Source organism: Streptomyces galbus (assembly GCF_005280195.1).
GTDB classification, from domain to species: domain Bacteria; phylum Actinomycetota; class Actinomycetes; order Streptomycetales; family Streptomycetaceae; genus Streptomyces; species Streptomyces galbus.
Window position 1 is genome coordinate 1 of the sequence record NZ_SZPR01000023.1, and the last position, 26127, is coordinate 26127.

General features: G+C 73.2%; 21 protein-coding genes and 1 riboswitch. Of the genes, 11 read left to right on the forward strand and 10 right to left on the reverse strand.

Translation table 11 applies throughout. From position 1 onward, the window contains the following. On the forward strand, nt 1-1444 hold a 1444-nt coding region (locus E4U92_RS27120), incomplete at its 5' end, for a DUF5691 domain-containing protein (RefSeq protein WP_137303089.1). Between the two features lie 116 nt (nt 1445-1560). On the opposite strand, the gene E4U92_RS27125 is transcribed toward E4U92_RS27120, so the two are convergent. Next, nucleotides 1561-1983 (reverse strand): coenzyme B12-dependent isobutyryl CoA mutase small subunit, encoded by a 423-nt coding sequence (locus tag E4U92_RS27125; RefSeq protein ID WP_137303090.1) that lies wholly within the window; start codon nt 1981-1983, stop codon nt 1561-1563. 512 nt (nt 1984-2495) lie between these two features. Between E4U92_RS27125 and E4U92_RS27130 the strand changes: the two genes are divergently transcribed. Together E4U92_RS27130 and E4U92_RS27135 are read left to right on the forward strand one after the other, a co-directional pair. Then, nucleotides 2496-3377, forward strand: coding sequence for an esterase/lipase family protein (locus E4U92_RS27130; protein ID WP_137303091.1), 882 nt, complete (start codon nt 2496-2498; stop codon nt 3375-3377). Between the two features lie 187 nt (nt 3378-3564). Beyond that, complete coding sequence (locus E4U92_RS27135; RefSeq protein WP_229863246.1) at nt 3565-5103, forward strand: M23 family metallopeptidase; 1539 nt, start codon at nt 3565-3567, stop codon at nt 5101-5103. Nucleotides 5104-5109: 6 nt separating this feature from the next. Here E4U92_RS27135 and pcrA read toward each other — a convergent pair whose 3' ends face one another. After that, a complete protein-coding gene (gene pcrA, locus E4U92_RS27140) occupies nt 5110-7581 on the reverse strand; it encodes a DNA helicase PcrA (RefSeq protein ID WP_137303093.1) in 2472 nt (823 codons plus the stop codon). Nucleotides 7582-7810: 229 nt separating this feature from the next. Then, a riboswitch (cyclic di-AMP (ydaO/yuaA leader) is annotated at nt 7811-7985 on the forward strand. A gap of 7 nt (nt 7986-7992) precedes the next feature. On the opposite strand from pcrA, the gene E4U92_RS27145 reads away from it, so the two are divergent. Together E4U92_RS27145 and E4U92_RS27150 are read left to right on the forward strand one after the other, a co-directional pair. After that, the gene (locus tag E4U92_RS27145; RefSeq protein WP_137303094.1) at nt 7993-9204 is read left to right on the forward strand and encodes a C40 family peptidase; all 1212 of its coding nucleotides are present in this window, start codon (nt 7993-7995) and stop codon (nt 9202-9204) included. A 73-nt stretch (nt 9205-9277) separates the two neighbouring features. Further along, nucleotides 9278-10276, forward strand: a complete 999-nt coding sequence (locus E4U92_RS27150; protein ID WP_137303095.1) for a tellurite resistance/C4-dicarboxylate transporter family protein — start codon at nt 9278-9280, stop codon at nt 10274-10276. Here the strand turns inward: E4U92_RS27150 and E4U92_RS27155 are convergent. Continuing rightward, nucleotides 10254-10607 (reverse strand): hypothetical protein, encoded by a 354-nt coding sequence (locus tag E4U92_RS27155; protein ID WP_137303096.1) that lies wholly within the window; start codon nt 10605-10607, stop codon nt 10254-10256. The two genes, E4U92_RS27150 and E4U92_RS27155, sit on opposite strands and share 23 nt — an antisense overlap. Nucleotides 10608-11076: 469 nt before the next feature. Between E4U92_RS27155 and E4U92_RS27160 the strand changes: the two genes are divergently transcribed. Further along, nucleotides 11077-12156 (forward strand): C40 family peptidase, encoded by a 1080-nt coding sequence (locus E4U92_RS27160; protein WP_137303097.1) that lies wholly within the window; start codon nt 11077-11079, stop codon nt 12154-12156. Nucleotides 12157-12200: 44 nt separating this feature from the next. Here the strand turns inward: E4U92_RS27160 and E4U92_RS27165 are convergent, their stop codons facing one another. Both E4U92_RS27165 and E4U92_RS27170 read right to left on the reverse strand, forming a co-directional pair. Continuing rightward, nucleotides 12201-12923 (reverse strand): LuxR C-terminal-related transcriptional regulator, encoded by a 723-nt coding sequence (locus E4U92_RS27165; RefSeq protein WP_137303098.1) that lies wholly within the window; start codon nt 12921-12923, stop codon nt 12201-12203. Further along, nucleotides 12920-14212 carry an ATP-binding protein gene (locus E4U92_RS27170; RefSeq protein WP_137303099.1) on the reverse strand — a complete coding sequence of 431 codons (1293 nt, stop codon included), beginning with the start codon at nt 14210-14212 and terminating at the stop codon, nt 12920-12922. The genes E4U92_RS27165 and E4U92_RS27170 overlap by 4 nt, the downstream gene beginning before the upstream one ends. Before the next feature lie 427 nt (nt 14213-14639). Here E4U92_RS27170 and E4U92_RS27175 point away from each other — a divergent pair, with 427 nt between their 5' ends. Both E4U92_RS27175 and E4U92_RS37170 read left to right on the forward strand, forming a co-directional pair. After that, complete coding sequence (locus tag E4U92_RS27175; RefSeq protein ID WP_373311688.1) at nt 14640-16091, forward strand: PspC domain-containing protein; 1452 nt, start codon at nt 14640-14642, stop codon at nt 16089-16091. After that, complete coding sequence (locus tag E4U92_RS37170) at nt 16078-16416, forward strand: hypothetical protein (protein ID WP_308433322.1); 339 nt, start codon at nt 16078-16080, stop codon at nt 16414-16416. The genes E4U92_RS27175 and E4U92_RS37170 overlap by 14 nt, the downstream gene beginning before the upstream one ends. Before the next feature lie 240 nt (nt 16417-16656). Here the strand turns inward: E4U92_RS37170 and E4U92_RS27185 are convergent, their stop codons facing one another. The 3 genes from E4U92_RS27185 to E4U92_RS27195 form a co-directional block, all read right to left on the reverse strand. Continuing rightward, a complete protein-coding gene (locus E4U92_RS27185) occupies nt 16657-17187 on the reverse strand; it encodes a DoxX family protein (RefSeq protein ID WP_137303101.1) in 531 nt (176 codons plus the stop codon). Nucleotides 17188-17291: 104 nt separating this feature from the next. Beyond that, nucleotides 17292-18569, reverse strand: a complete 1278-nt coding sequence (locus E4U92_RS27190; protein WP_137303102.1) for a hypothetical protein — start codon at nt 18567-18569, stop codon at nt 17292-17294. 286 nt (nt 18570-18855) lie between these two features. Beyond that, complete coding sequence (locus E4U92_RS27195) at nt 18856-19650, reverse strand: class II aldolase/adducin family protein (RefSeq protein WP_137303103.1); 795 nt, start codon at nt 19648-19650, stop codon at nt 18856-18858. Between the two features lie 142 nt (nt 19651-19792). Here E4U92_RS27195 and E4U92_RS27200 point away from each other — a divergent pair, with 142 nt between their 5' ends. Then, the gene (locus tag E4U92_RS27200) at nt 19793-20281 is read left to right on the forward strand and encodes a pyridoxamine 5'-phosphate oxidase family protein (protein ID WP_137303104.1); all 489 of its coding nucleotides are present in this window, start codon (nt 19793-19795) and stop codon (nt 20279-20281) included. Nucleotides 20282-20322: 41 nt separating this feature from the next. Here the strand turns inward: E4U92_RS27200 and guaA are convergent, their stop codons facing one another. After that, complete coding sequence (guaA, locus tag E4U92_RS27205; protein ID WP_137303105.1) at nt 20323-21903, reverse strand: glutamine-hydrolyzing GMP synthase; 1581 nt, start codon at nt 21901-21903, stop codon at nt 20323-20325. A 259-nt stretch (nt 21904-22162) separates the two neighbouring features. Here guaA and E4U92_RS27210 point away from each other — a divergent pair, with 259 nt between their 5' ends. Continuing rightward, the gene (locus E4U92_RS27210) at nt 22163-22444 is read left to right on the forward strand and encodes a chorismate mutase (protein ID WP_067240158.1); all 282 of its coding nucleotides are present in this window, start codon (nt 22163-22165) and stop codon (nt 22442-22444) included. A gap of 580 nt (nt 22445-23024) precedes the next feature. After that, on the forward strand, nt 23025-24146 hold the full coding sequence (locus E4U92_RS27215; RefSeq protein WP_229863238.1) for an LPXTG cell wall anchor domain-containing protein: 1122 nt from the start codon (nt 23025-23027) through the stop codon (nt 24144-24146). Nucleotides 24147-24276: 130 nt separating this feature from the next. Here E4U92_RS27215 and E4U92_RS27220 read toward each other — a convergent pair whose 3' ends face one another. Further along, entirely contained in the window at nt 24277-26097 is a 1821-nt protein-coding gene (locus E4U92_RS27220) for a GMC oxidoreductase (protein ID WP_277754762.1), read from the reverse strand. Nucleotides 26098-26127: the final 30 nt, after the last annotated feature.

Below are 26127 nucleotides of genomic sequence, written 5' to 3' on the forward strand. Positions count from 1 at the left end.
GCGGCCGGGCCCGGCCGCCGCCCGGCCCGAGCCGGCGCCCGAGGACCCGCGTCCGCCGCTGCCCGCCGCCGCGGCCCGCCGGCTGGCGATGCTGCTCGCCGACCGGCCGGGCACGGCGTCCGGCGGCCGCCGCGGCACGGCCCCCGACCTGATGGAACTGCTGCCGCAGTGGCTCGCCACGGCCAACGCGCGCGGGTACGCCGCTCCCCCGCAGGTCCTGCCCGCGCTGCTCGACGCGGCGCGCGGGCGCACGGACCTGCGCCCGGCCGCGCTGGAGTTCGCCGGGCCGCGGGCCCTGTGGCTGGCCCGGCTCAACCCGGACTGGCGGTTCGCGCTGCGTGCGCTGCCCGGCGGCGGGGCGGCCCTGCCGCGCCCCGAGGAGACCGACCGGGTGCGGCGGCTGTGGGCGGAGGGGCTGTTCGCGGAGCGGGTCGCCCTGCTGGCGGCCCTGCGCTCCCGCGAGCCCGACACCGCGCGCGAGCTGCTGACGACGACCTGGACGACGGAGCGGGCCGAGGACCGCCTGATGTTCCTGGACTCCCTGCGCACGGGCCTCGGGCCGCGCGACGAGCCGTTCCTGGAGCAGGCCCTCGCCGACCGCTCCCGCACCGTCCGGGCGACCGCCGCCGAGCTGCTCTCGGCGCTCCCCGGGTCCGCGCTCGCCGCCCGAATGGCGGTACGGGCCGCCGCGTGTGTGGCCGTGGACCCCCTGCACCCCGTGCCGACGCTCGTCGTCGAGGCTCCCCACGCGTGCGACGCGGGCATGGAGCGGGACGGCGTGGTGCCCAGACCGCCGGCCGGGCGGGGCGAGCGGTCCTGGTGGTTCGGGCAACTGGTGGAGGCCGCCCCGCTGGCCACCTGGCCCACGCGGCTGGGCGGTCGTACGCCGGAGCAGATCGTGGCGCTGCCGGTCGCCGACGACTGGCAGGGCGAACTGCACGCGGCCTGGTGCCGGGCCGCCGTGCGTCAGCGGGATCCGGCCTGGTCACGGGCGCTGCTGGGGCCTCCGTCGGCCCCGGAGGCGGGAGGCCCTGGGGCGGTCTCGCTCGCCGAGCGGGCCAAGCTGCTGGGCACCCTGCCTACCGGGGAGCGGGCCGAGTGGGTGGCCGGGTTCATCGGCACGCACGGCTTGTCGGAGGCGTTCCAGCTGCTCGGCGTGTGCGCGGTGCCGTGGGCCGCGCCGCTGGGGCGCGCCGTGGTCGACGCGCTGAACATCGCCCGGGATGCGGGCAGCTACCCGTGGAGTTTCAGTGGCGTCATGGGTCTCGCCGAACGCTGTCTCGACCCGTCGGAGGCCGGTCGCCTCGACGCCCTCATGGCCGTCCCGGACGAGCCGGAGGACGCGTCGCCGGGCGCCGGGGGCTACTGGGCGGAGGCGTTCCAGAGGCTGGTGACGACGCTCAGGTTGCGAGGGGTGATGAGGGAGGAGCTGGAGGCGCCATGACGCTCGGTCCCGTTCACGACAAGCCCGCACACAGCCCGGCGGGGCGCCCGGAGCCACGGTGGCCGCGGCTCCCGGTGGGCGCCCGTCCCGGTCCGTCCGCGCGGGGAGGCCGGGCGTCAGCTCCCGGAGCCCGCCGGCTGCCGGACGTTGGCGCGCACCCAGTCGACGATCGACTGCGTCGTGGCCCCGGGCGTGAAGATCTCGGCGACGCCCTTCTCCTTCAGCGGCGGGATGTCCGCCTCGGGGATGATGCCGCCGCCGAACACGAGGATGTCCGCCGCGTCCCGCTCCTCGAGCAGGTCGATCACGGCGGCGAAGAGCGTGTTGTGCGCGCCCGACAGGATGGACAGGCCGATCGCGTCGGCGTCCTCCTGGATCGCGGTGTCCACGATCTGCTCGGGGGTCTGGTGGAGCCCGGTGTAGATGACCTCCATACCGGCGTCGCGCAGCGCCCGCGCGATCACCTTGGCCCCGCGATCGTGGCCGTCGAGCCCCGGCTTGGCCACCACCACGCGGATCGGACCGGCTGCCACACCCATCACTGCCTCCATGAAGCGACTCCGTCCATCGGTACCCGACCCGGTGCGACCCTGCACACCGGGCAGTACTCCGGACGCCCGCACCACAGCGTGCGGGGAAGTGAACGAACGTTATCGCCAGCATCCCGCAACCGGCCGTTTCGCGGTGGGGAGCGAGGGGGAAATCACACGGTGGGACACATTCACCGTGCGCCGGTCCCCTTCCTGACGGGGGACCGCGCGCACCGGGAGCCGCAACGGGGTGGCCGTACCACAGCGCCGCAGGCCGTGCGGCGTGCGGACACGGCACACCGGCGCCGGCACGACGGACCCGCAGGACAGGTACGGCACGACAGCGGGACGCCTCGTCGCCACACCGGCGCGGCGCACCCTCCGGTCACCGGCGCCCGCGCCGTTCGCCGCTCCCTCCCGCCGCGGTGCCGCCGCGCCCCGTCGCCTGCCTCGCCCACCGTCTCCCACGAGGGCACACGGGGGTCGCAGGTGATCCCCGGCGTGCCGACAGGAGGTCGGCCATGAAGGTCACCGACGCTTTCGAGCCGTTCGTCCCGCTGTGCCAGCGGCTGCTGCCGTGCAAGCTGGCGGGACTGTCCGTGGCCCTCCTGAAGGCGACCGCGCTGGAGTTCGCGATCCTGGCCGGGCACCTGCTCCTCTATCCGTCCGGCCTGATGCAGGAGCGCCGGGAGGCGGCCGCGCTGCAGTCTTCCGAGGGCGCCGGGGACCCGGCGCGCCTGCCCACCCAGGGCCCGCCCCCGGTGGTCCTGCTGCACGGCTTCATCGACAACCGCTCCGTGTTCGTGCTGCTGCGCCGCAGCCTCGTCCAGCACGGCAGGCACCGGGTCGAATCGCTCAACTACTCGCCGCTGACCTGCGACATCCGCACCGCCGCCGAGCTGCTGGGCCGTCACATCGAGGAGATCTGCGAGCGTACGGGCAGCCCGCAGGTCGACATCGTGGGGCACAGCCTGGGCGGGCTCATCGCCCGGTACTACGTGCAGTGCCTCGGCGGTGACCTGCGGGTACGGACCCTGGTCACGCTGGGCACCCCGCACGCGGGCACGCGCGTGGCGCCGCTGGCCAACGCCCACCCGATCGTGCGCCAGATGCGCCCCGAGTCCCCGCTGATCCAGGAGCTGCGGGGCCCCGCACCGGGCTGCCGCACCCGCTTCGTCAGCTTCTGGAGCGACCTCGACCACCTGATGGACCCGCTGGAGTCCGCCTGCGTCGACCACCCCGACCTGCACGCGGAGAACGTGCGGGTGACCGGCGTCGGCCACCTCGCCCTGCCCGTGCACCCGACGGTGGCCACCGGGATACGGCAGGCCCTGGACGGAACGGGCGTTCAGGACACGGACGGCACGACGAAGGCGCACAAGGGCGGTCTGACGGTCGCCTGACCCCCCTGCATCATCGAACAGAGGTCGAACATAGGGCCAAGGTCGTGCCCGCCGTCCCCCGAAACACGGCCGAATGCCCGTTTCCAGCGCGCGCGAAACCGGTCGAAGATTGTCGCGCCCGCATACCGCCGGGTACAGTCGCCGCACTGCTCTGCCAGCCCCTGTTGTCGAGGCGAAAGAGAAGTTGGTGAACGACCGTCACCCGTCGGGGACTCTGACCACCCCGACCCCGGCCTCCGAGGCCGCCTCGGCGCCCTACGCGTCGTACGGCAGCCAGGAGGCCCAGTACGACGGTTACGCCACGTACGCCTCCGGCTTCGACGCACCGGGCGCCCACAGCACGGATGCCCACACCACTGGTATCCACGCTCCCGGTGTCTACACCCAGGAATTCGCCCCGACCGGTGGCGACTACGGCTCGCCCGCCGACCACGCCACCGCCCACACCTACGCGACGGGCACGTACGACACCACGCAGTGGACGACCGGCACGCACCAGACCCTGAATTACGACCCGTACGCGGCCCAGCACCACGCCGCCTACGACACGGGCGCGTACGACACCACGAACTGGTCCGCGGACCACGAGCAGTTGTCGGCCATTCCGCAGCAGACCGCGGCGCCCGACGTCAGCGGCCAGTGGGACGCGAGCGCCTGGCTCCAGCCTGACCCGTCCGGCGGCCCCGCCGACCGGACCCAGCAGTGGGACTGGAACGCGCAGTCCCTGGACCAGCCGTACGACACCGGCACGTTCGACACCGGCGCCTACGACGCCACGCAGTGGAACTCCGCCGGGGACACCGCGGCGCAGGACGCTCACGAACAGGGTGCCGAATCGTTCGACCAGCAGGTGACCTCCGGTTTCGAGGCCGCCCCGGGCGACGAAGGGCTCACCTCCACCGGCGAGTTGCCCGCCGTGGAGCCGGTCGCCCTGCTCGACGAGCAGGAGGAGACCGCGCCCGCCCCGCGTGCGGCCACCCGCAGCGGGAACCGCTCCCGGCGCCGGCCGCCCCCGAAGCGCTCCGCGCTGCTGACCGTGGCGGTGCCCTCGGTCTGTGTGATGGGCGTCGCCGGGATCGCCGCCGCGTCCGTCGGCACGTTCACCGACGACGGCAAGGAGACCAGCGCCTCCGCCGCGGAGACCAAGTCGGTCAGGCCGTCCGCCGCGAACAACAAGCTGGACACCCAGCTCGAGACCCTGAGCGCCGAGGCCGACAGCTTCGCCGACCGGGCCAGCCGCACCCAGGAGCGCATCGACCTCAAGGCGCAGCAGGAGGCCGAGAGAAAGAAGGCGGCGGCGGAGGCGGCCCGCAAGGAGCGGCTGCGCCCCAAGTACGCCCTCCCGGTCGCCGCGCGCGGACTGAGCGCCTACTTCGGCCAGTCCGGCGTCAACTGGATGTCCCTGCACACGGGCATCGACTTCCCCGTCTCCTACGGCACCACCGTGATGGCCGCGACCGACGGCACCGTGCGGACGCAGTGGAACAGCGCCTACGGCAACATGATGATCATCACGGCGAAGGACGGCACGGAGACCTGGTACTGCCACCTCTCCAGCTACCGCGTCGCCTCCGGTACGACGGTCAAGGCCGGCGAGCCCGTCGCGTACTCCGGGAACTCCGGCAACTCCACCGGCCCGCACCTGCACTTCGAGGTCCGGCCCGGTGGCGGCTCGGCGATCGACCCCCTGCCGTGGCTGCGCAGCCACGGCCTGGACCCGACCTGATCGTCCCTACAGCTTCTCCACCGGCGCGTACCGCAGCAGCAGCCGCTTGGGCTTGGTGTCGCCGAAGTCGATCGTCGCCTCGGCGTTGGCCCCGGTGCCCTTGACCGCGACGACCGTGCCGAGCCCGAACTGGTCGTGCGTGACCCGGTCGCCCACGGTCAGCGCGACCACCGGCTGCTCCGCCGTACGCCGGGTGGCGAAGCCAGACGCGCCCGAGGCCGACGAACGCGACCGGGTCGACGACAGCGAGGCCGCCACGCCCGAACCGGGGGACGCGGCCTGCGCCCCCGTGCGTTTCCAGTCGACGTACGTGCCCGGGATCTCCTCCAGGAACCGCGACGGCGGGTTGTACGACGGCTGCCCCCAGGCGCTGCGCATCGTCGAGCGGGTCAGGTAGAGCCGTTCCCGCGCGCGGGTGATGCCGACGTAGGCCAGGCGGCGCTCCTCCTCCAGCTCCTTCGTCTGGCCGAGGGCGCGCATGTGCGGGAAGACGCCGTCCTCCATGCCGGTGAGGAACACCACCGGGAACTCCAGGCCCTTGGCGGTGTGCAGCGTCATCAAGGTGATGACGCCGGAGCCGTCCTGCTCCTCGTCGGGGATCTGGTCGGAGTCGGCGACCAGCGCGACCTGCTCGAGGAAGTCCGCCAGCGTGCCCGTCTCCCCCTCGCCGCGCTCCTGCTCGAACTCCAGCGCCACGGCGGCGAGTTCCTGGAGGTTCTCGATGCGGGTCTCGTCCTGCGGGTCGGTGGACGCCTGCAACTCGGCCAGGTACCCGGTGCGTTCGAGTACGGCCTCCAGCACCGTGGCCGGTCCGGCGCCGGACTCGACGATCGTCCGCAGCTCCTCCATCAGCGTGTTGAACCGCTTGACGGCGTTGGTGGAGCGCGCGGCCATGCCGTACGCCTCGTCGACGCGGCGCAGGGCCTGCGGGAAGCTGATCCTCTCCCGCTGGGCCAGTGCGTCGATCATGGCCTCGGCGCGGTCGCCGATGCCGCGCTTGGGCACGTTGAGGATGCGACGCAGCGGCACCGAGTCCTCGGGGTTGGCGAGGACGCGCAGGTAGGCCAGGACGTCCCGGACCTCCTTGCGCTCGTAGAAGCGGACGCCGCCGACGACCTTGTAGGGCAGGCCGACGCGGATGAAGACCTCTTCGAAGACACGGGACTGGGCGTTGGTGCGGTAGAACACGGCGACGTCGCCGGCCTTGGCGTCACCCGCGTCGACCAGGCGGTCTATCTCGTCGGCGACGAACTGCGCCTCGTCGTGCTCGTTGTCCGCGACGTAGCCGGTGATGCGCGCGCCCGCGCCCGCGTTGGTCCACAGGTTCTTGGGGCGGCGGGACTCGTTGCGCTCGATGACCGCGTTGGCGGCGGACAGGATGGTCTGTGTGGAGCGGTAGTTCTGCTCCAGCAGGATCGTCGTCGCGTCCGGGTAGTCCTCCTCGAACTGGAGGATGTTGCGGATGGTCGCGCCGCGGAAGGCGTAGATCGACTGGTCGGCGTCGCCCACGACGCACAGCTCGGCGGGCGGGACCACGGCCTCGGGGGGCACGTCCACGGGGTGTTCGCTGCTGCCGACCAGCTCGCGCACCAGGGCGTACTGGGCGTGGTTGGTGTCCTGGTACTCGTCGACCAGGACGTGCCGGAAGCGGCGGCGGTAGTGCTCGGCGACGTCCGGGAAGGCCCGCAGCAGGTTGACCGTCGTCATGATCAGGTCGTCGAAGTCGAGGGCGTTCGCCTCGCGCAGCCGCGACTGGTACAGGGCGTAGGCCTGGGCGAGGGTCTTCTCGAAGCCGTCGGTGGCCTGGGCGGCGAAGTCCTCCTCGTCGATCAGCTCGTTCTTGAGGTTGCTGATCTTGGCGCTGAAGGACTTGGGCGGGAAGCGCTTAGGATCGAGGTCCAGGTCACGGCAGACCAGGGCCATCAGGCGCTTGGAGTCGGCGGCGTCGTAGATGGAGAAGGACGAGGTGAAGCCGAGCTTCTTGCTCTCGCGGCGCAGGATGCGCACACACGCGCTGTGGAAGGTCATGACCCACATCGCGTTCGCCCGCGGGCCGACCAGTTGCTCGACGCGCTCCTTCATCTCGCCCGCGGCCTTGTTGGTGAAGGTGATCGCGAGGATCTGGCCCGGGTGGACGCCGCGCTCGGCGAGCAGGTGGGCGATGCGGTGGGTGAGCACGCGGGTCTTGCCGGAGCCGGCGCCGGCGACGATGAGCAGGGGGGTGCCGGCGTGCACGACCGCGGCGCGCTGGTTGTCGTTCAGCCCGTCCAGGAGCGCCGCCGCGTCGAGCACCGGACGCGGGGCGCCGTCGCGGTAGTGGGTCTCCCGGTCCGGGGGCACGTCGAACTTCCCGGCGAACAGATCGTCCGGAAGCGGCTCCGGGAGGTGATCGTCCTCGGGGGGCGGCGGAGGTTCCTCCTCGTGGCCCCGCGGGGCCTGGAGGTTCGCCAGGAAGCTGTCGTCAAAGAGGCTGCTCATCGCTCTACGAGTCTAGGGGGCCCCACTGACACCCCGGTCGCCCTCCCGGAAACCGGGCGGCCGTACTCTCCGTGACGTGCACGACACGGGCCGCCCCGGCGGTGATCCGGACACGGCGAGGTCACGACAATGTATCGGGCATATCACCCGTCGACCTTCCCAGGCACCCCACGCGTTGGCTACCGTTCCGGCAGGCCGTACGACACCCACCGGCGAACGTCGCCGGGCCGCGCGGCCTCCGCCGAGTCCGGCCCGCCCCGACGGCAGCCGGAGCCGGGGACCCACCGAGATCCTTGGGGTGAATCGGCCCGACCTCCCGCGGGGGGACACGGCCGTAGGGCAACCCTTCCGACCGACCGCCCGAACCCGACAGCTAACCCGGTAGGCGGACCGTGGAAGGAGTCGCCTCCCTTGGCGTCGCAGCACCGCAAGCCCCGCTCCGCGGGCCCCCGGGTGGCCGGCATACGCCCGCCCGTCCTCGCCACCGCCGCCCTCACCTCGGTGGCCCTGTTCTCCCAGACGGCGCAGGCCGCGCCCGCCGACGACGGCAGGCCCAGCCTGGAAGAGGTCGAGAAGAAGGTCGACGACCTGTACCGCCAGGCGGAGTCGGCGACCGAGAAGTACAACGCCGCCAAGGAGAAGACCGCCACCCAGCGCCGGCGCGTCGACGGCCTCCTCGACGACGTCGCCCGGCGCACCCAGGAACTCAACACCGCGCGCGAGGAGCTCGGCACCTTCGCCGCCGCCCAGTACCGCACCGGCGCCTCCGCCCCCGACACGGCGACGTTCCTGCTCGCGGACACCCCCCAGGACTACTTCGACCAGACCCAGCTCATGGGGCGGATGACCGCCCGGCAGAAGAGCGCCGTCGACGACTACGTGACCGAGCAGGCGGCCACGATGAAGAAGCGCCAGGAGGCCGCGCGGAGCCTGCGGACGCTCACCGACACGCAGAGCGACCTCAGGACCGCCAAGGCCACCGTCCAGCAGAAGCTCGGCGCCGCGCGCGAGCTGCTGGCGCAGCTGACGGCGCAGGAGAAGGCGCGGCTCGCGGCGATCGAGAAGCGCAGGCAGGAGGAGGCCGCGCGCAAGGCGGCCGCGCTGGCGAAGCAGCAGGCCGAGGCGCGGGCGGCGCAGCAGGAGAGCGCACCCGGGGCCGCAGCCGGGCCGGGAGCGGGCTCGGGCACGTCCCCGTCGTCCTCGTCGTCCTCGTCGTCCTCTGCGTCGTCGTCCGGAGGCTCGGCCACGACCGACCCCGCCTACGCCACCCGGGCCGGCAAGGCGCTCGCCTTCGCCCGCGCGCAGATCGGCAAGCCGTACGTGTGGGGGGCCACCGGCCCCGGCTCCTTCGACTGCTCCGGCCTCACCCAGGCCGCCTGGAAGGCCGCCGGCGTCACCCTCCCGCGCACCACCTACGACCAGGTCGACGCCGGCACCACGGTCCCGCTCTCCCAGGCCCGGCCCGGTGACCTGGTCTTCTTCTACGGGGACGTCAGCCACGTCGGCCTCTACATCGGCAACGGCATGATGATCCACGCCCCGAAGCCCGGCGCGTACGTCCGCGAGGAGTCCGTCTACTACGACGGCGAGTCGGCGATCCACAGCGTGGTGCGGCCGGCGTAGCGAGGGCGTCTTTACGGGCGCACGCGCGCGTGGCCCGCCCGCACGGCGCCCGATGGTTCCTAGCATCGGGCGCATGTCCGGGACCTCACCTCTGCGCGCCTGGTGGGCGCACCGTCCGCCCGCTGCCGGGGCCGCCGTGATGGCGACCGGCATCCTCTCGGTCGGGCTGCGCCTGACCGGCCACGGCCTCCTGTCCCGCCTCGCGCTGCTGGTGACCGCCGTCGCCTGGGTCGCGCTGGCGGCGGACTTCGTCCTGCGGCTGGCGCGCGACCGCGCGCAGTGGCTGGCCGATGCGGGCACCCCCGGGGCGCTGACGGCCGTGGCGGCCACGGCGGTCCTCGGGACCGGGGTCTCGATGGCGGGCCGGCAGTCGCTCGCCGCGGCGCTGCTGGCGCTCTCGGCACTGCTGTGGCCGGTGCTGCTGGTGCACGTCCTGCGGCACGTGCGGCCGCGGATGCCCGGAGCGGTGTTCCTGTGCTGCGTGGCCACCGAGGCGCTGGCCGTGCTCGGGGCGACGCTGGCGCGGGCCGACGCGGTGGCGTGGCTCGCGCACACGGCGCTGGTGTTCTTCTGGCTGGGACTGCTGCTCTACCTCTTCGCACTCACCCGTTTCGACCTGCGGCAGGTCGTCATGGGCGCCGGTGACCACTGGGTGGCGGGCGGGGCCCTCGCGATCTCGGCGCTGGCGGGTGCCAAACTGCTGGGCGCGGACGAAGCCGGCCTGTACCTGTGGAACGGCGACGACACCGACGTCCTGCGCACCGTCACCGGGGCGCTGCTGGTCCTCGACCTGGCGTGGTACGTGGTCCTGCTGGCCGCGGAGCTGCTGTGGCGGCGCCCCGGCTACGACGTACGCCGCTGGTCGACGGTGTTCCCGCTCGGCATGACGGCCGCGGCGACCCTGTCGGTCGCCGCCGCCCTCGACGCGCCCTGGCTCAGGGGGCCGGGGCAGGTGCTGCTGTGGATCGCGGTCGCGGCCTGGCTGGCCGTGGCGGCGGGAGCGCTCACGACGGCCCGCGCGGCGCTGGCCTCCCACGGGTGGGGGCCCGCTAGGTCCACAGGACCGCGATGAAGATGTTGGCCACGGTCAGCAGTCCGACCAGGCCGAACAGACCCTTGTCCACCTTCTCGTCGTCGCGCTTCACGTAGACGAGGCCGAGGATCACGATCAGCAGCGCCAGCTTCACGCCGATCTTGATGTTGTTGACGTGCTGGTCGTCCGCCTGGTTGAGACCGACCAGGAGCACACCGGTGACCAGCATCGTCGCGGCGCCGTGCAGCATGGCGGGAACGAAGCGGGCGGTGCCCCGGCCCATCGCCTTCATCTGGGTCAGGAAGCCGCCGAGGAGCGCGGCGATGCCGATGATGTGCAGGCCCACGAAGAGATGGATGAGTACGTCCATGGGGCCGGACTCTAATCAGCCGCCCGGGTCCCCCCGACACCGGCCCCGCGACAAGCGCCCGCGGCACATCCAGCCGTTCGCATATATGCGTCCATAGCAGCGCGCCCCTCCCTCGCGCCTCCCCTTCCCCACATCGGTCAGGGCGCCCCGCGAAGTCGGCGCACCCGGACCTGCGACGCGGTCACATACGGCTCTCCCTCGGTCCACTCGTGTCATTTCCGCACATCTCGTTACCGGGCCGACACCGACGGGCCTAGCGTCCTCCCCCAGGTGACCGGCTCCCCACCGCCGCCCGGGCCAGGGGCGGCAGTCGGACACCACCGCCGAAAGGTCCGGCGGCGCCCCGCTCCCCCGTGCGGGGCGTCGCCGGACGCGCCCGCCGCCCCCGCGGCCGGGCCTCCGCCCCCTGTCGGCGCCTCGGCCCCCGCGAGGGCGCGAGGCAGTCGTACGAAAGGACGTGCAGTCCCACGTGGCAGCGCACCGCAAGTCCCGACAGCGCTCGCTCAGCGGCCATACGGCCCGCACCGCGGCCACCCTCGCCCTCGCCGGCGCGGCCACCGCGACCGCCTTCGACGGCACCGGCCACGCCGAACCGGCGCTGACGCCCGCGCAGGTCAAAGCCAAGGTGGACAAGCTCTACCAGGAGGCGGAGGCCGCCACCGAGAAGTACAACGGCGCCAAGGAGCAGGCACACCAGGCCGAACAGCGGCTGGAGTCGCTGCGGGACCAGGCCGCACGCAAGGAACAGCGGCTCAACTCCGCCCGCGAGGCGCTGGGTTCCATGGCCGCCGCGCAGTACCGCAGCGCCGGTCTCGACCCGGCCGTGCAACTGGCCCTCTCCGACGACCCCGACCAGTACCTCGACGGCGTCGCCCTCGCCGAACGCGCCGGTGACCGCCAGTCCGCCGCCGTCGCGGGCGTCCGCAAGCAGCTGCGGGAGATCGAGCAGGTGCGCGGGGCCGCCCGCGTGGAACTGGCCACCCTGAAGGCCCGGCGGGCGGAGCTCCAGCAGCAGAAGAAGAAGGTCACCGACAAGCTGGACGCGGCCCGCCGGCTGCTGTCCCGGCTGACCGCGCGCGAACGCGCCCGCATCGCAGCGGACAGCGCGGCCTCCGGCGCGGACGGCCGCGCCTCACGCACCGTGCCCGGCGCGCGCACCGGCCTCGCGGCGCCCGGCTCCGCGACCGCCCAGGCCCCCACCTCCCGGGCCGCCGCGGCGGTCGCCTACGCCTACTCCAAGCTCGGCAGCCCCTACGTGTGGGGCGCGACCGGCCCCAACGCCTTCGACTGCTCGGGACTCGTCCTGGCCGCCTACCGCTCGGCCGGCGTCTCCCTGCCCCGCACCACCTACGCCCAGATCGACGCCGGCCGCCGGGTCTCGCGCTCCGAACTCCGTCCCGGCGACCTGGTGTTCTTCTACTCCGGCATCAGTCACGTCGGCCTGTACATCGGCAACGGGCAGATGATCCACGCCCCGAACCCCTCGGCCCCGGTGCGCATCGCCCCCATCGACGAGATGCCGTTCGCGGGAGCGACCCGGGTGGCGTGAGCGGGCCGAGGCGTGAGCACCCGCGGTCACCGGGAGCTGATCGCTCAGACCAGTCGCCGGGCCGTCGCCCACCGGGTGAGCTCGTGGCGGTTGGAGAGCTGGAGCTTGCGCAGGACCGCCGAGACATGGGACTCGACCGTCTTCACCGAGATGAAGAGCTGCTTGGCGATCTCCTTGTAGGCGTAGCCCCGGGCGATGAGCCGCAGCACCTCGCGCTCGCGCTGGGTGAGGCGGTCGAGGTCCTCGTCGACCGGCGGGGCGTCCGTGGAGGCGAAGGCGTCCAGCACGAACCCGGCCAGCCGGGGGGAGAAGACCGCGTCGCCCTCCTGGACCCGGAAGATGGAGTCGATCAGATCGGACCCGGTGATGGTCTTGGTGACGTAACCCCGCGCGCCGCCGCGGATCACGCCGATCACGTCCTCCGCCGCGTCGGAGACCGACAGGGCGAGGAAGCGGACGGGCTGCTCGGCGTCCGCCATCAGCGCGGCGCAGCGGCGCAGCACCTCCACCCCGCCGCCGCCCGGCAGGTGCACGTCGAGGAGCACGACCTCGGGCCGGGTCGCGGTGATCACCGTGACCGCCTGGTCGACGTCCGCGGCCTCCCCCACGACCTCCACGCCGGTCTGCTCGGTCTGCCCGATCTCCGCCTGCACGCCCGTGCGGAACATCCGGTGGTCATCGACGAGGACCACTCGCACACGGCGCCGGCCCGCGCCGTCGGCCTGCTCCCCCGCCGCCGTCGCGTTCGTCTCGGTCGGATCGCTCATGACGTCTTCTCCGCCCTCTCCATCTCCAGCTCGACCTCCGTGCCGCCGTCGGGCACCGCCCGCAGCCGCGCCGTGCCGCCGTTGCGCTCCATGCGGCCGATGATCGATTCTCTGACACCCATGCGGTCGGCGGGTATGGAGTCGAGGTCGAAGCCGGGGCCCCGGTCGCGGACGGACACGAAGACCGTCCTCCCCTCGACCTCGGCGTAGACCTGTACGGCGCCGCCCTCGCCACCGTACTTGGCGGCGTTGACCATCGCTTCGCGCGCGGCCTGCATCTGCGCCGCGGTCCTCTCGTCGAGCGGGCAGTCGCCGACCACCACGACCTCGATGGGCACCCCGTGCTTGTCCTCGACCTCGGCGGCGTTGCGCCGGACCGCGTCGGCGAGGGTGGCCGGCTCGTCGGCCTCGTCCTTGCCGGTGCCCTCCGGCTTGTACAGCCAGGTGCGCAGGTCGCGCTCCTGGGCGCGGGCCAGGCGGCGCACCTCCGCGGCGTTCTCCGCGTTGCGCTGGATCAGGGTGAGGGTGTGCAGCACCGAGTCGTGCACGTGGGCGGCCACCTCCGCCCGCTCCTGGGCGCGGATGCGCATCAACCGCTCCTCGGACAGGTCCTGGGTCATCCGCACCAGATACGGTCCGGCGAGCAGGGTGATGCCCACGAGGACCGCGAGCGCCGCCTGGAGGACCGACCCGAGGTGGGCGACCGAGCCCTGGAGGACGAAGACCCCCGAGACACCGGCGGTGACCAGCAGGACGCCGCCTACCGTGCGCAGCAGGGTGAGGGTGCGTCTGCGGCGCCCGACCTCGACCCAGCGGGCCCGGCGGGCGTTGTCCGCCTGCCGCCACACCAGTGCCACGCCGGCGCCGACGAGGACGGCCGGCAGGAGGTAGGCCTTGGCGCCGTTGCCCAGGTTGACGTTGCCGACGAAGACCACGGCCACGACGACCATGAGCAGCAGGGCGACGATCTGCCCCTTGTCCGGCTTGCGGGCGACGAGTCTGCGGCGGCCGTCGGGTGACGTCTCGGTGGTGACCAGGGACGGTGGCTTCTGCGCCTCCACCCCGCCGACGCCGAGCGGCACGAAGAACCAGAAGGCCGCGTACAGCAGCGCGCCGAGCCCGTCCGCCATGAACAGGCCCACGAAGACCAGCCGCACCCAGATCACGGGCAGTCCGAGGTGCCCGGCGAGCCCCCGCGCCACACCACCCAGCCAGCGTCCGTCGCTGCTGCGGTAGAGCTTGCGCGGCGGCCGCGGTTCGACGAGTGGCGCAGTGGCGGCTTCCGGCATGCCAACGATGTTCACACGGCGGGCGGGCCCGGGCATCAGGGTTCTCCCCCGAGACACCCCTGATCCGGGGCGCCGTCGCCCTTCGAACGTCTCCCGGGCCGCCCTCAGGGCCGATCTCAGGGTCCGACCAGGGTCGTTCCGACTGCCGCGACGGCGCCCCGCCCGCCACCATGGACTCATGACGGATCACCAGCGCGCCGGGGACGCCGTGCCCGACGGGGGCGCCGCGTCCGACGCGGCCACCTCGTCCTCGCCGGCGACGCCCGGCACCGCGGGTGAGGTCGCCCGCGCGCACGAGCGGGCGGGCGAGCGCGCGGAAGAAGGTGTGTCCGCGGGGCCCGGAGCGGGTGGGTCCGGTGCCGGTGGAGGCAGGGGTGCGTCCGAGGGGGCGGGCCGGGGTGGGGAGGCGAGTGTGGGAGAGCAGAGGGTGAGGGACGCGGTGGCAGCGGAGTCCGGCGCGGGTCCCGCCGGAGTGGGTCATGCCGGAGTGGGTCATGCCGGGCTGGGTCACGCCGGGCCGGCGGGCGCCGGTGACCGGCCCACGGACGCCACCGGGGGTGGCGAGGCTGCCGGGGCGGCCGCTTGGGGCGGCGCACCCGGTGCACCGCACCACTTCCGGCGGGACCGGGAGCACAAGATGCTCGCCGGGGTGTGCGCGGGACTGGGACGGCAGTGCGACATGGATCCGGTGATCTTCCGGATCACCCTGGCCGTGCTGTCCGCGACCGGCGGCATAGGACTGATCTTCTACGGCTTCGCCTGGCTCTTCGTGCCGTTCGCCGACGACGAGCAGAACGAGGTGCGCCGGCTGCTCACCGGCCGGGTGGACGGCCAGGCGCTGGCCGCGGTGCTGTTCGCGCTGGTCGGCTGCGGGGTGTTCCTGACGATGCTGGGCAACGGCGGGGTGCTGACCTTCGCCGTGATCCTCTCCCTGCTGCTGGCCGGCGCCGGGTACTGGTCGCAGCGGCGCGGGGCGCCCGACCCCGACCCGCTGGCCGCGCAGGCCGTCGCCGACGCCCCGCCCGAGGCGCAGGCCCCGCCGGTGCCGGCCGCCTACCCGTCGTGGTGGCGCGAGCCGATAGTGAAGGACGGCACGCACGTCGGCGGCACCGGCTACCTGTGGGGTCCGCGCGACTCCCGCGACCAGGACGTCCTCGGGGCGTTGGACGTCGGCCTCGATGCGTCCTACCCCCACGGCCGGGGGTCGGTGCGCACCCCGCAGCAGCAGGCGGCGCGCAGGATTCGCGGCCCGCGCTGGATCGGTGGCTGGCTGTTCCTGCTGGCGCTGCTGGCGGGTGGTCTGACCAGCCGGCTGGTCTGGGACGACCACCCGCTCGGCACCAGCCTGCAGGCCGGCCTGTCGGCCGCGCTGATCGTGCTGGGCACAGGCATCGCGGTCAGCTCCTTCCTGGGGCGGACCGGCGCCGGGTCGGTGTTCCTGGCGGTCGTCACGGCGGGCCTGCTGGCCGGCTCGACGGCGCTGCCCCGGGACATCAGCACCCACTGGACGACCACGACGTGGCGGCCGGTGGCGGTGACGGACCTGCGCCCGTCGTACGACCTCGGTACCGGAGACGCCACGCTGGACCTGTCCCGGCTGAGACCGGCCGCGGGACAGACGCTGCGCACCGATGCCGAGGTGGGGCTGGGCCGGTTGCGGGTCGTGGTGCCCCGGGACGTGACGGTGAGGCTGACGATCGACGTGGGCGTGGGCGACATCCAGTTGCCGGGGGACGACAAGAAGGACGTGGACGTGCAGCCCGACAAGCACAAGCGGGTGACGCTGACGCCCGTCATGGGGGGCGCGAACACCGGGACGCTCGACCTGGACCTCCAGGTCGGTGCGGGACAGGCGGAGGTGAGCCGTGCTGCGTCATGAGTTCCGGCCGGGCAGGCTGGTCGCGGGCACGTTCTTCGTCGTCGCGGGCGTCACGTTCGCGGGTGACGCGGGCGGGCTGTGGGACACACCCTGGTTCGCGATGATCCCGATCGTCGTGGTCGGCCTCGTCCTGGCCGCCGTGACGGCACTCCTGGCCGGGGGGATACGCAGGCGCCGTCGGGGGGCGGACGGCGGGGGCGGTGCCCCTGGCTCGGGCGGCGCCCCTGGCTCGGGCGGTGTCTCCGGCGCGGGCGGTGTCTCCGGCGTAGGCGACGGGCGTGGCGGGGCCACGGCGTCCGGAGCATGGCGGGGATCCACGGGCTGAGGGGGACGCGGAAGTCAACGCCTGGGGATCGGGCGCAGACGACCCCGGCTCCGACCCGCTTCCGGCCCCAGACCCCGGCCCACTTCCGGCCCCAGACCCCGGCCCGCTTCCGGCCCCAAACCCCGGCCCGCTTCCGGCCCCACACTCCGGCCCGCTCCCAGTACCCGCTCCCGCCCCCTTCCAGCTCCGGCTCCCGCCCGCCTCAGGCCCACGCGCGGGCGCGCAGCCGGGGGCCTCGGCTCAGTACGCGCCGCCCGCTCGCCGTCGCCGTCGGGCTCGCAGGTAGGCGTCCAGGGAGAGGACCGGGGCCCCGGCGAGGACCAGCGGGAGCCAGGCCATCAGGTAGGCGAGGTCGTTGCCGTAGTAGTAGGGGTCGGACGCCCAGCTGACGGTCAGCCACAGGCTCAGGGAGATGAGCGCTCCGCCGAGGGCGGCGAGGCGGGAGAAGAGCCCGAGGAGGATGCCGATGCCGACGGCGAGTTCACCGAAGGCCATGGCGTAGCCGAAGGCGGGCGGGTTCTTGAGGGCGAAGTCGACCAGGGCGGGGATGGCGGAGGAGTCGCGGACGGCGCGCATGGTCTCGCCGATGGAGCCGGCGCCCCAGGACTTCATGAAGGAGCTGGAGGTGAGTTTGTCGAGGCCCGCGTAGACGAAGGTCACGCCGAGGAAGACCCGGAGCGGGACGAGGGCGTAGCGGGTGGCGGTGTCGCGCCAGTCCCGGTGGCCGTCGAGGTAGGGGGTGTGCGTGTCCGTCCGCATGCTGTGAGTCATCGCCCGTAGCCGCCTCTCGCCCGCTGGGATGAGCCTCAACAGACACTACGTACGAAAGGGGCGGTGCGCTCAATGGGTCGGGGGACGGATCGGGGTGGCCGTCGTCATTCGGTCACGTCGATCGTGTACCGGTTGGTCTCCACGCCGGCCGCGGTCACCACCTGGACCTCCAGCCGGCCGGGCTCCACGTCGGCCGGGACGGGCACGGTGAGGACGGCGTCCGTGGGGTTGCTGAAGCCGCCGGTGACGGGGACGAGGGGCACGTGGACGTGGACGGGGCCGATGCGGACGACCATGCGGGAGAGGCGGTCGGCGGTGTGGGCGCCCGGCGGGACGAATCCGGCGCCGCGGATCTCGATGTCGTCGCCGGTGCGGATCGGGCCGTCGAGGTCGCCGGCCTCGCGGGAGCGGACGACGGACAGGATGACCGGGCGGCCGCCCTCGGCGTACTTGCCGGCCACGTACGTGGCGGCGGAGACCAGGACGGCGACGGCCAGCCCCCAGGGCAGGTCGGGCAGTTGGTCGGGGCGGCGGGCGAGGCGCACGGCGGCGAAGACCAGGGCGGCGCTGCTGAGGACGACGTACTGGATGTCGGCGAAGGTCCCGCGGCCCGAGTCGTCGGTGAGCAGGTCGGCGGCGCGGGGGCGGTCGGCGCGGACCTTCTGCAGGCGCTGGGCCAGGACACGCAGGCCCACCACGCGGCGCACCAGTACGGCGATCCCGCACACCACGGCGAGGACGGTCACCACGCCGGCGCCGCGGGCCAGGTCGAGCCCGGCGATGAGGGCGTCGCGCTCGGCGGGGCCGGAGGCGGCGGCCAGCCGGACGGCCAGCACGAGGACGGCGTACCCGACGAGCAGCACCCAGGCGGCGGCGACCGCGCGGGAGGTGGACAGGCGGTTGTCCTCACCGATGACGGGGGCCAGTGCGCCGCCCCGCGCGCGGTGGAACCAGGAGGCGGCGGTCAGGGCGCCGGCGACGACGGCCGCGGCGAGCAGGCCGGCCGTGCGGGCGGTGGTCCAGCCCGCGCCGATCGCCGTGAGCGACTGGACCAGCAGCAGGACGACGACGGCCGCCCAGACCGTGCCGGTGGTGCGCAGCCAGAGGCGGGCGAGCCAGGCCTGGCCCTCGGCGCGGCGGCGTTCGGCGACGAGGTCGGCGGACTGGGTGAGTTCCTCGGAGACCCACTGGCGGGAGGCCGAGGCGGAGTGGGCGACGGCCGCGGGCAGGCCCTGTCCGGCCGCGAACCCGTCCCGTTTGACCAGGAACGCGGCCACCGCGCGTCGGTGTCCCTCGCGGGCGCCGTGCGGGCAGTCCCCGCAGGCGCAGCCGCCCGCGTGCGCACCCGGCTCCGTGCTCTGTCTCGCCTCCTGCACCGCCACGTGTGACGCCCGCCTTCCCCGCGACCTGTCAGGACGGCGGCGTTCCGCGGACTGCGGGCACCACCGTGCAACTCCCGTGCGACGAGAGCGAATTGTGCCCTACGCGACACGCGCTCCGCCCCTCAGGTCCGGTGGGCGGACGGGCCTGGCCGGACGGGGGTGGCATCTGTGCAGGACGGAGGGGTGGCCGGGGCCGGCCGGGCCCGGGGGCGGGTTCCCTCGGGGCGGGTGAAGCGGGGGTCACCGGGTTGACCCGGCCGGGGGATCGGCGCCCTGTCCGCGGGCCTCAGCTCAGCAGGTCGGGTTCGCTGCGGCTGATGTCCTGCCAGAGGGGCTGGTAGTTGATCCATGCCACCAGGTCGCCGCCGAGCTGTTCCCGGGTGGCGACGGCCTGCCGGTGGTCGATGAGCACCGGGCGGCCCGCCGCGCGGGCGGTGAGCTGCACCTGGCTGGACCGCTCCATCGACACGAACCACCAGGCGGCCGCGTCCACCGAGTCGCCGACGGTCAGCAGGCCGTGGTTGCGCAGCACCAGCGCCTTGTGGGTGCCCAGGGCGGTGGCGATGCGGCGGCCCTCCTCGGCGTCCACGGTGACGCCGGAGTAGGCGTCGTAGAGGCTGTGGTCTTCGTAGAAGGCGCAGCTCTCCTGGGTGATCGGGTCGAGGAGGTCGCCCAGGGCGGCGAGGGCGCGGCCGTGCACGGAGTGGCAGTGGGCGACGGCGACCACGTCGGGGCGGGCGGCGTGCACCTGGGCGTGGACGGTGAAGGCGGCCTGGTTGACGTGGTAGCGGCCCTCGACGACCTGGCCGTCGGCGTTGACCAGCACGAGGTCGCTCACGGTGACGTGCTTGAAGGGCAGGCCGAAGGGATTGACCCAGAAGCAGTCGCTGTACTCGGGGTCGCGGGCGGTGATGTTCCCGGAGACGCCGTCCTCGAAGCCGAGGCGGCCGAAGATGCGCAGGGCGCCCGCCAGCCGTTCCTTGCGGTGCCGGCGTTCGTCCTCGACCGACTCGTGCCGGGGCGGCATGGCGAACTGCAGCCGGTCGGTGGGCAGCGGGGCGGGGGGTGTGGGCCCGTGCATCGGTCCTCCAGCACTGGGTTGCGTTACCGGGCGGAAGTTACCGTCGGTCAGCGCGGGAGAACAGTGCTGTTGATGAAGAGATGACACGGCGGCGCTCGAATACCGGACAAGAGGTGTCCGCTTTTCGGGGGAGGCTGGGTGCATGAGCGCTGTGCAGACCCCTGTGAACTGGGCGGCCTTCGCCGCCGCGGAGCCCGACCTCGCCCGGACCGTGGAGGAGCGGTTCGGCGCCTTCACCCACCACGTCCTCGCCACGCTGCGCCGGGACGGGTCCCCGCGCACCAGCGGCCTGGAGGTGCGTTTCCTGGGCGGGGAGCTGTGGCTCGGCATGATGCCGCACTCCCTCAAGGCCCTGGACCTGCGCCGCGATCCGCGCTTCGCGCTCCAGGCCAACCCCGGGGAGGGGCAGTCGATGGGCGGGGGCGACGTACGGATCGGCGGCCGGGCGGTCGAGGTGACGGACGCCGGGGCCAAGGCCGCGTACGCACGAGAGGTGGAACCGCCGGAGCCGTTCCACCTCTTCCGTGCCGAGCTCACCGAGGTCGTGCGGACCCACGTCGAGGACGACGCCTACCTCGTCCTGCAGACCTGGAGACCGGGCGAGCCCCTGCGCACCGTCAAGCGCACCTAGGGGGCGTCCTCGCCCGCCGACCCACCGGAGCTACCGAGCGGTCACTCCCACTCGATCGTCCCCGGCGGCTTCGAGGTGACGTCGAGGACGACCCGGTTGACGTCGCGGACCTCGTTCGTGATGCGGGTGGAGATCTTGGCGAGGACGTCGTACGGCAGGCGGGACCAGTCCGCGGTCATGGCGTCCTCGCTGGACACCGGGCGCAGCACGATCGGGTGGCCGTAGGTGCGGCCGTCGCCCTGGACGCCGACCGAGCGGACGTCCGCGAGCAGGACGACCGGGCACTGCCAGATGTCCCGGTCCAGGCCGGCCGCGGTCAGCTCCTCGCGGGCGATCGCGTCGGCCTCGCGGAGCAGGTCGAGCCGCTCCTTGGTGACCTCGCCGACGATCCGGATGCCCAGGCCCGGGCCCGGGAACGGCTGGCGCTGGACGATCTCCTCCGGCAGGCCCAGCTCCTGGCCGACCATGCGGACCTCGTCCTTGAACAGCTTGCGCAGCGGCTCGATGAGCTTGAACTCGAGGTCCTCGGGGAGGCCGCCGACGTTGTGGTGGGACTTGATGTTGGCGGCGCCGGTGCCGCCGCCGGACTCGACGACGTCCGGGTAGAGCGTGCCCTGCACCAGGAACTCCACCGCCGGGCCCTCGTCCGCGATGATCTCGGCCTGGGCCTGCTCGAAGACCCGGATGAACTCCCGGCCGATGATCTTCCGCTTCTCCTCGGGGTCGGAGACCCCGGCCAGCGCCTTCAGGAACCGCTCCTCGGCGTCCACGACCTTGAGCTGGACGCCGGTCGCCGCGACGAAGTCCTTCTCGACCTGCTCGGTCTCGCCCTTGCGCATCAGGCCGTGGTCGACGTAGACGCAGGTGAGCTGGGAGCCGATGGCCTTCTGGACCAGCGCGGCGGCCACCGCGGAGTCGACACCGCCGGACAGGCCGCAGATCGCGCGCTTGTCGCCGACCAGCTCGCGGATGGCCGCGACCTGCTCCTCGATGACGTTGTCGGTGGTCCAGTTCGGCTGCAGTCCGGCGCCGCGGTACAGGAAGTGCTCCAGCACCTGCTGGCCGTGCGTGGAGTGCATGACCTCGGGGTGGTACTGGACGCCGTAGAGCTTCTTCTCGTCGTTCTCGAAGGCGGCGACCGGGACGACGTCCGTGGACGCGGTGACCGTGAAGCCGTCGGGGGCGGCGGAGCAGGCGTCGCCGTGCGACATCCACACGTGCTGCTCGGCCGGCGTGCCCTCGAAGAGGGTGGAGGACGCCTTGGCGACGTGCAGGTCGGTCCGGCCGTACTCACGGGCGCCGGTGTTGTCGACGGTGCCGCCCAGGGACTGCGCCATCAGCTGGAAGCCGTAGCACATGCCGAAGACGGGGACGCCGGCCTCGAAGAGCGCGCTGTCGAGGCGGGGGGCACCCTCCTCGTACACGGACGAGGGGCCGCCGGAGAGGATGATCGCCGCCGGGTTCTTGGCGAGGATCTCCTCCACCGGCGTGGTGCTCGGGACGATCTCGCTGTAGACCCGGGCCTCGCGGACTCGGCGGGCGATGAGCTGGGCGTACTGCGCGCCGAAGTCGACGACCAGGACGGTGTCGGGGGCGGCGGCAGTAGGAGTCGCTGATGACACGGGGGCCTTCCGGCGGTGGGCGGGGTCTTGGTGCTGTCCGATTCTACCGAGTGGACGCCGTGGCATACTGTCCGCATGCTCACGCACCCGACCTTCGTCTTTACCTATGGCATCCGGCCCGCCGGCTGCCATGGTCGTGCTGCTTGAGCGAACCGCCGAGCGACTTCCCAGGCGCCCCGGGCCGACAAGGTCCGGGGCGTCTGGCGTTTTCCCGGGCCGTGCCGGTCCGGGGCTCCGCACCCGAGACCCAGGAGCCCCCATGACCACCCTCGACGTGACCGGCGCCCGCACCTCCGAGGCAGCCGACGTGATCACCGGTGCCCGGGAGCGCATCGACGCGCTCGACGACCGGATCATCGGACTGATCCAGGAACGGATGGCCGTCTCCGCGGTGATCCAGGAGGCCCGGATCACCTCCGGCGGCCGCCGCGTGAACCTCTCCCGCGAGATGGAGGTCCTCGGCCACTACCGGGACGCGCTGGGCAAGCCCGGCACCTCCCTCGCCCTGACGCTGCTCGAACTGTGCCGCGGTCGCATCTGAGTTCGGCCCCGCTCTCACCCGTACGGCGCGTGACCGGCCCGGACGGCCTTCGTTGGTCCCGTTGTCCGCGTCAGCCAGGGGCGGGCCCGGAAGATCCACGCGTGGCTCGCTGGAGCGATGAGGCGTGCGGAGTGCCGCAGGCCGTGGGACCTCGCTCCAGGGAAGTGACCGGACGGCAGGGGACAGCAGCCCGGTCACACAAGAGAACGGCCGGTCCCGGGGACGCCCGGGGCCGGCCGGCGGAACGGCCCCCCGCCCCCGGGCGGACCCAGACCAGCGGCGCACCCCCCCCCGGCGCCGCTCCCCAGGCACCGGCGCTGCCCTGACGCCGGTGCTGACGAGAGAAGGGCCCCGCGGCTCCGTACCGCGGGGCCCTTCGTCGTGCCACGGCGCGCCGCACGAGAAGGCCGTAGAAGGCCGTGACGTAGGCCACATAAGAATCTCGTCAGATCGGGCACAACCCTTCACAGGCTTCACCGATCAAACGTCCAGAACCACAGGACCCGTCCGCGCTCCGCGGGCGGAGTCCTGCCGGACCGTGCCGCGGACCCGTGGCGCGACAGATCGTTTCGAGGTCTTCATGAAGCTTCGCCGCGCCATGGTCACCGCGGCGGCGACGGCTGCCATCGTGCCGCTCGCCCTGCTGTCCGCCCCCGCCGCGTTCGCGGACACGTCCCCGACGTCGGGCACCTCCGCCTCTCAGGAGACCGCGCAGGAGGCGTCCTCGTCGCAGACCCCGGGCGGACAGTCCTCGGACGGCGACACCGCGCCGGGCTCCGGCTCCGGTGCGCAGGGCCAGGACGCGACGGCGTCCGAGGGCTCGCAGGACGGCGTCTCCCAGCAGGAGAACGGCACCGAGCAGCAGGACGACGGATCGCCGAAGGGCGAGGACGGCGCGCCGAAGGGCGAGGACGGCAAGGGCGACACCAAGCCGGGCCAGCCGGGCGACGGCAAGCCGAGCCCGAGCACGTCCGAGCCCGAGGAGCCCTCCGAGGACCCGAGCGAGTGCCCGGTCGACGAGGACGGCGTGGACGTCGACTCGCAGCTGAGCCTGGACGTCACCGGGCTGCCCGGCAAGATCGTCGCGGGCAGCGGCTGGCACACGTTCAAGCTCAGGGCCGCCAACCACAGCGACAAGGCGCTCGGCACCGTGCAGTGGCTCGCCGCCGTCGACAACGACTCGATGAGCGACGACGAGGACACCTGGCTGAGCGAGTACGCGAAGCTGCAGTTCTTCGACCCGGAGACGAAGACCTGGGAGTCCATCGCCGACCAGGTCGGCAACGGCTTCTACTTCGGCGAGACCACTCTCGGCGCCCGGCAGACCGTGGACATCAAGCTCCGCGTCAACATCACCCGGAACGCGCCCGTCGGCGACGGCTACACCGTCGGCCTCGGCGGCTACGTGGACTCCGAGAAGAACTGCGTGCACAACGCGTTCGCGCTGTTCGAGTTCACCGTCCTCAAGCCGGGCAGCAGCAACGACGACCCGGGCACGGCCAAGCCGGGCAAGGGCGAGCAGCCGGCCGGCGGCAAGCAGCCGCAGGGCGGCGCCGAGGAGCTCCCGGCCACGGGCAGCCTCGCGGAGACCGGTTCGAGCTCCGCGCTGCCGGTGATCGGTGCCGTCGGCGGCATCGCCGTGGTCGCCGGGGCCGGCGTCGTCTTCGCGGTGCGCCGCCGCAACTCCGGGGCGCACGCCTGACCCACCACCGGTGCCGTGCCCGTCGCGCGTGACGGTACGGCCCGCCCGTGAACCACAGAGGGACCTGCGCTCGGAGGGGGGCGCAGGTCCCTCTGTCATGACCGGGGTCCGGCGGGGACGTCCGGCGGGGTCACTGCTTGGGCGGCACCGCCGGCATCCCGAGGAACGGCAGCCGCAGCGCGCCGAAGGCGTCCGCCGGGACCACCGGGCTCCTCGGCTCGACCGGCTTCAGCCGCTCGTACGCCGCTCCCTGCGCCGGACGGGGGTCCGCCTCGCCCTTGTTGGGCCAGAACGACATCGCCCGCTCGGCCTGCGCGGTGATCGTCAGCGACGGGTTCACGCCCAGGTTCGCCGAGACCGCGGCGCCGTCGACGACCGAGATGCCGGGGTGGCCGTACAGCCGGTGGTACGGGTCGATGACGCCGGTCTCGGGCGAGTCGCCGATGGGGCAGCCGCCGAGGAAGTGGGCCGTGAGCGGGGTGCCCATCAGCTCGCCCACGTTCGACCCGGCGAAGCCGTTGATGTCGGCGGCGAGCACGGAGGCGGCCTCCGACGCCGCCTTGATCTGCTTGGGGTTGGGGGCGCCGTGGCCCTGGCGCGCGGTGAGCAGGCCCTTGCCCACGCCGTCCGGCTTCAGGTACGTGGTCAGGGAGTTGTCCAGCGACTGCATCACCAGGCCGATGATCGTGCGCTCCGACCAGCGCCGGTTCGACAGCGACCGCAGGACCAGCAGGGGGTGCCGGGCCGCGTTGCCCAGCCACGCCAGCACCCGCGACGAGCCCTCGGCGTAGGGGACCTGGAGGATCGACAGGCTGCCCATCGAGTTGGAGCCCCGGCCGTAGCGGACCGGCTCGATGTGGGTGTTCTCGTCCGGGTGGATGGACGAGGTGATCGCGACACCGCGGGTGAAGTCGGCCCTCGGCGCGCCCGTGACCTTGCGGTAGCGCCGGTTGTCGGTCTGCGCGCCGACCAGCGCCTCGGAGTTGGTCCGGGTCAGCTCACCCAACCGCTTGGAGATGTACGGCAGTTGCCCGCCGGCCTTCATCCGGTGCAGCAGGGTCTGGGTGCCGTAGGTGCCGGCGGCCACGACGACGCGGCGGGCCGTGAAGAGGCGGCCCTCGGCGCTGCGGTCGTCGGTCGGCAGGGTGGCGACCGCGTACCCGCCGCGTGAGTCGTCGGTGATCGACACGACCGTCGTCATCGGGTGGACGACCGCGCCGGCCTTCTCGGCGAGGTAGAGGTAGTTCTCGTTGAGGGTGTTCTTGGCGCCGTGGCGGCAGCCCGTCATGCACTCGCCGCACTCGGCGCAGGCCCTGCGCTCCGGGCCCACGCCGCCGAAGTACGGGTCGGGCACCCGCTCGCCGGGCCGGGCCCTCGTGCCGCCGTCGGCGTCCTGGCCGTCGCCGAAGAACACGCCGACCGGGGCCAGGTGGAAGGTGTCGCCCACGCCCATCCGCTCGGCCGCCGCCTTCAGGTGGACGTCGGAGGGCGTCATCGTCGGGTTGAGCCGGACGCCGAGCATCCGCCGCGCCTGGTCGTAGTACGGTTTCAGCTCCTCCTGCCAGTCGGTGATGTCACGCCACTGCGGGTCCTCGAAGAACGCCGTGGGCGGCACGTAGAGGGTGTTGGCGTAGTTCAGCGACCCGCCGCCGACGCCCGCGCCGGCCAGCACCATGACGTTGCCGAGCAGGTGGATGCGCTGGATGCCGTACATGCCGAGCTTCGGCGCCCACAGGTAGTTCTTCAGGTCCCAGGAGTTCTTCGGCAGGGTCTCCCGGGTGAAGCGGCGGCCGGCCTCCAGCACCCCCACGCGGTAGCCCTTCTCGGTGAGGCGCAGGGCGGTGACGCTGCCGCCGAAGCCGGATCCGACGACGATGACGTCGTAGTCGTGGGCGTCGTCGGCGGCAGGGGCGATGCCGTGGTCGGAGCTGTCGGAGCTGTCCTGGGACACGTGCTCTCCTCGTCGAGAACGGGTGGGGCC

Excerpts from the sequence above, each read along its gene's own strand:
- E4U92_RS27195 (WP_137303103.1), bottom strand. The coding sequence starts at position 19,650 with ATGCACGGGCCCACACCCCCCGCCCCGCTGCCCACCGACCGGCTGCAG.
- E4U92_RS27185 (WP_137303101.1), bottom strand. The coding sequence starts at position 17,187 with ATGACTCACAGCATGCGGACGGACACGCACACCCCCTACCTCGACGGC.
- E4U92_RS27210 (WP_067240158.1), top strand. The coding sequence starts at position 22,163 with ATGACCACCCTCGACGTGACCGGCGCCCGCACCTCCGAGGCAGCCGAC.
- E4U92_RS27215 (WP_229863238.1), top strand. The coding sequence starts at position 23,025 with ATGAAGCTTCGCCGCGCCATGGTCACCGCGGCGGCGACGGCTGCCATC.
- E4U92_RS27130 (WP_137303091.1), top strand. The coding sequence starts at position 2,496 with ATGAAGGTCACCGACGCTTTCGAGCCGTTCGTCCCGCTGTGCCAGCGG.
- E4U92_RS27165 (WP_137303098.1), bottom strand. The coding sequence starts at position 12,923 with ATGAGCGATCCGACCGAGACGAACGCGACGGCGGCGGGGGAGCAGGCC.
- E4U92_RS27150 (WP_137303095.1), top strand. The coding sequence starts at position 9,278 with ATGTCCGGGACCTCACCTCTGCGCGCCTGGTGGGCGCACCGTCCGCCC.
- pcrA (WP_137303093.1), bottom strand. The coding sequence starts at position 7,581 with ATGAGCAGCCTCTTTGACGACAGCTTCCTGGCGAACCTCCAGGCCCCG.
- E4U92_RS27200 (WP_137303104.1), top strand. The coding sequence starts at position 19,793 with ATGAGCGCTGTGCAGACCCCTGTGAACTGGGCGGCCTTCGCCGCCGCG.
- E4U92_RS27170 (WP_137303099.1), bottom strand. The coding sequence starts at position 14,212 with ATGCCGGAAGCCGCCACTGCGCCACTCGTCGAACCGCGGCCGCCGCGC.
- E4U92_RS27155 (WP_137303096.1), bottom strand. The coding sequence starts at position 10,607 with ATGGACGTACTCATCCATCTCTTCGTGGGCCTGCACATCATCGGCATC.
- E4U92_RS27125 (WP_137303090.1), bottom strand. The coding sequence starts at position 1,983 with ATGGGTGTGGCAGCCGGTCCGATCCGCGTGGTGGTGGCCAAGCCGGGG.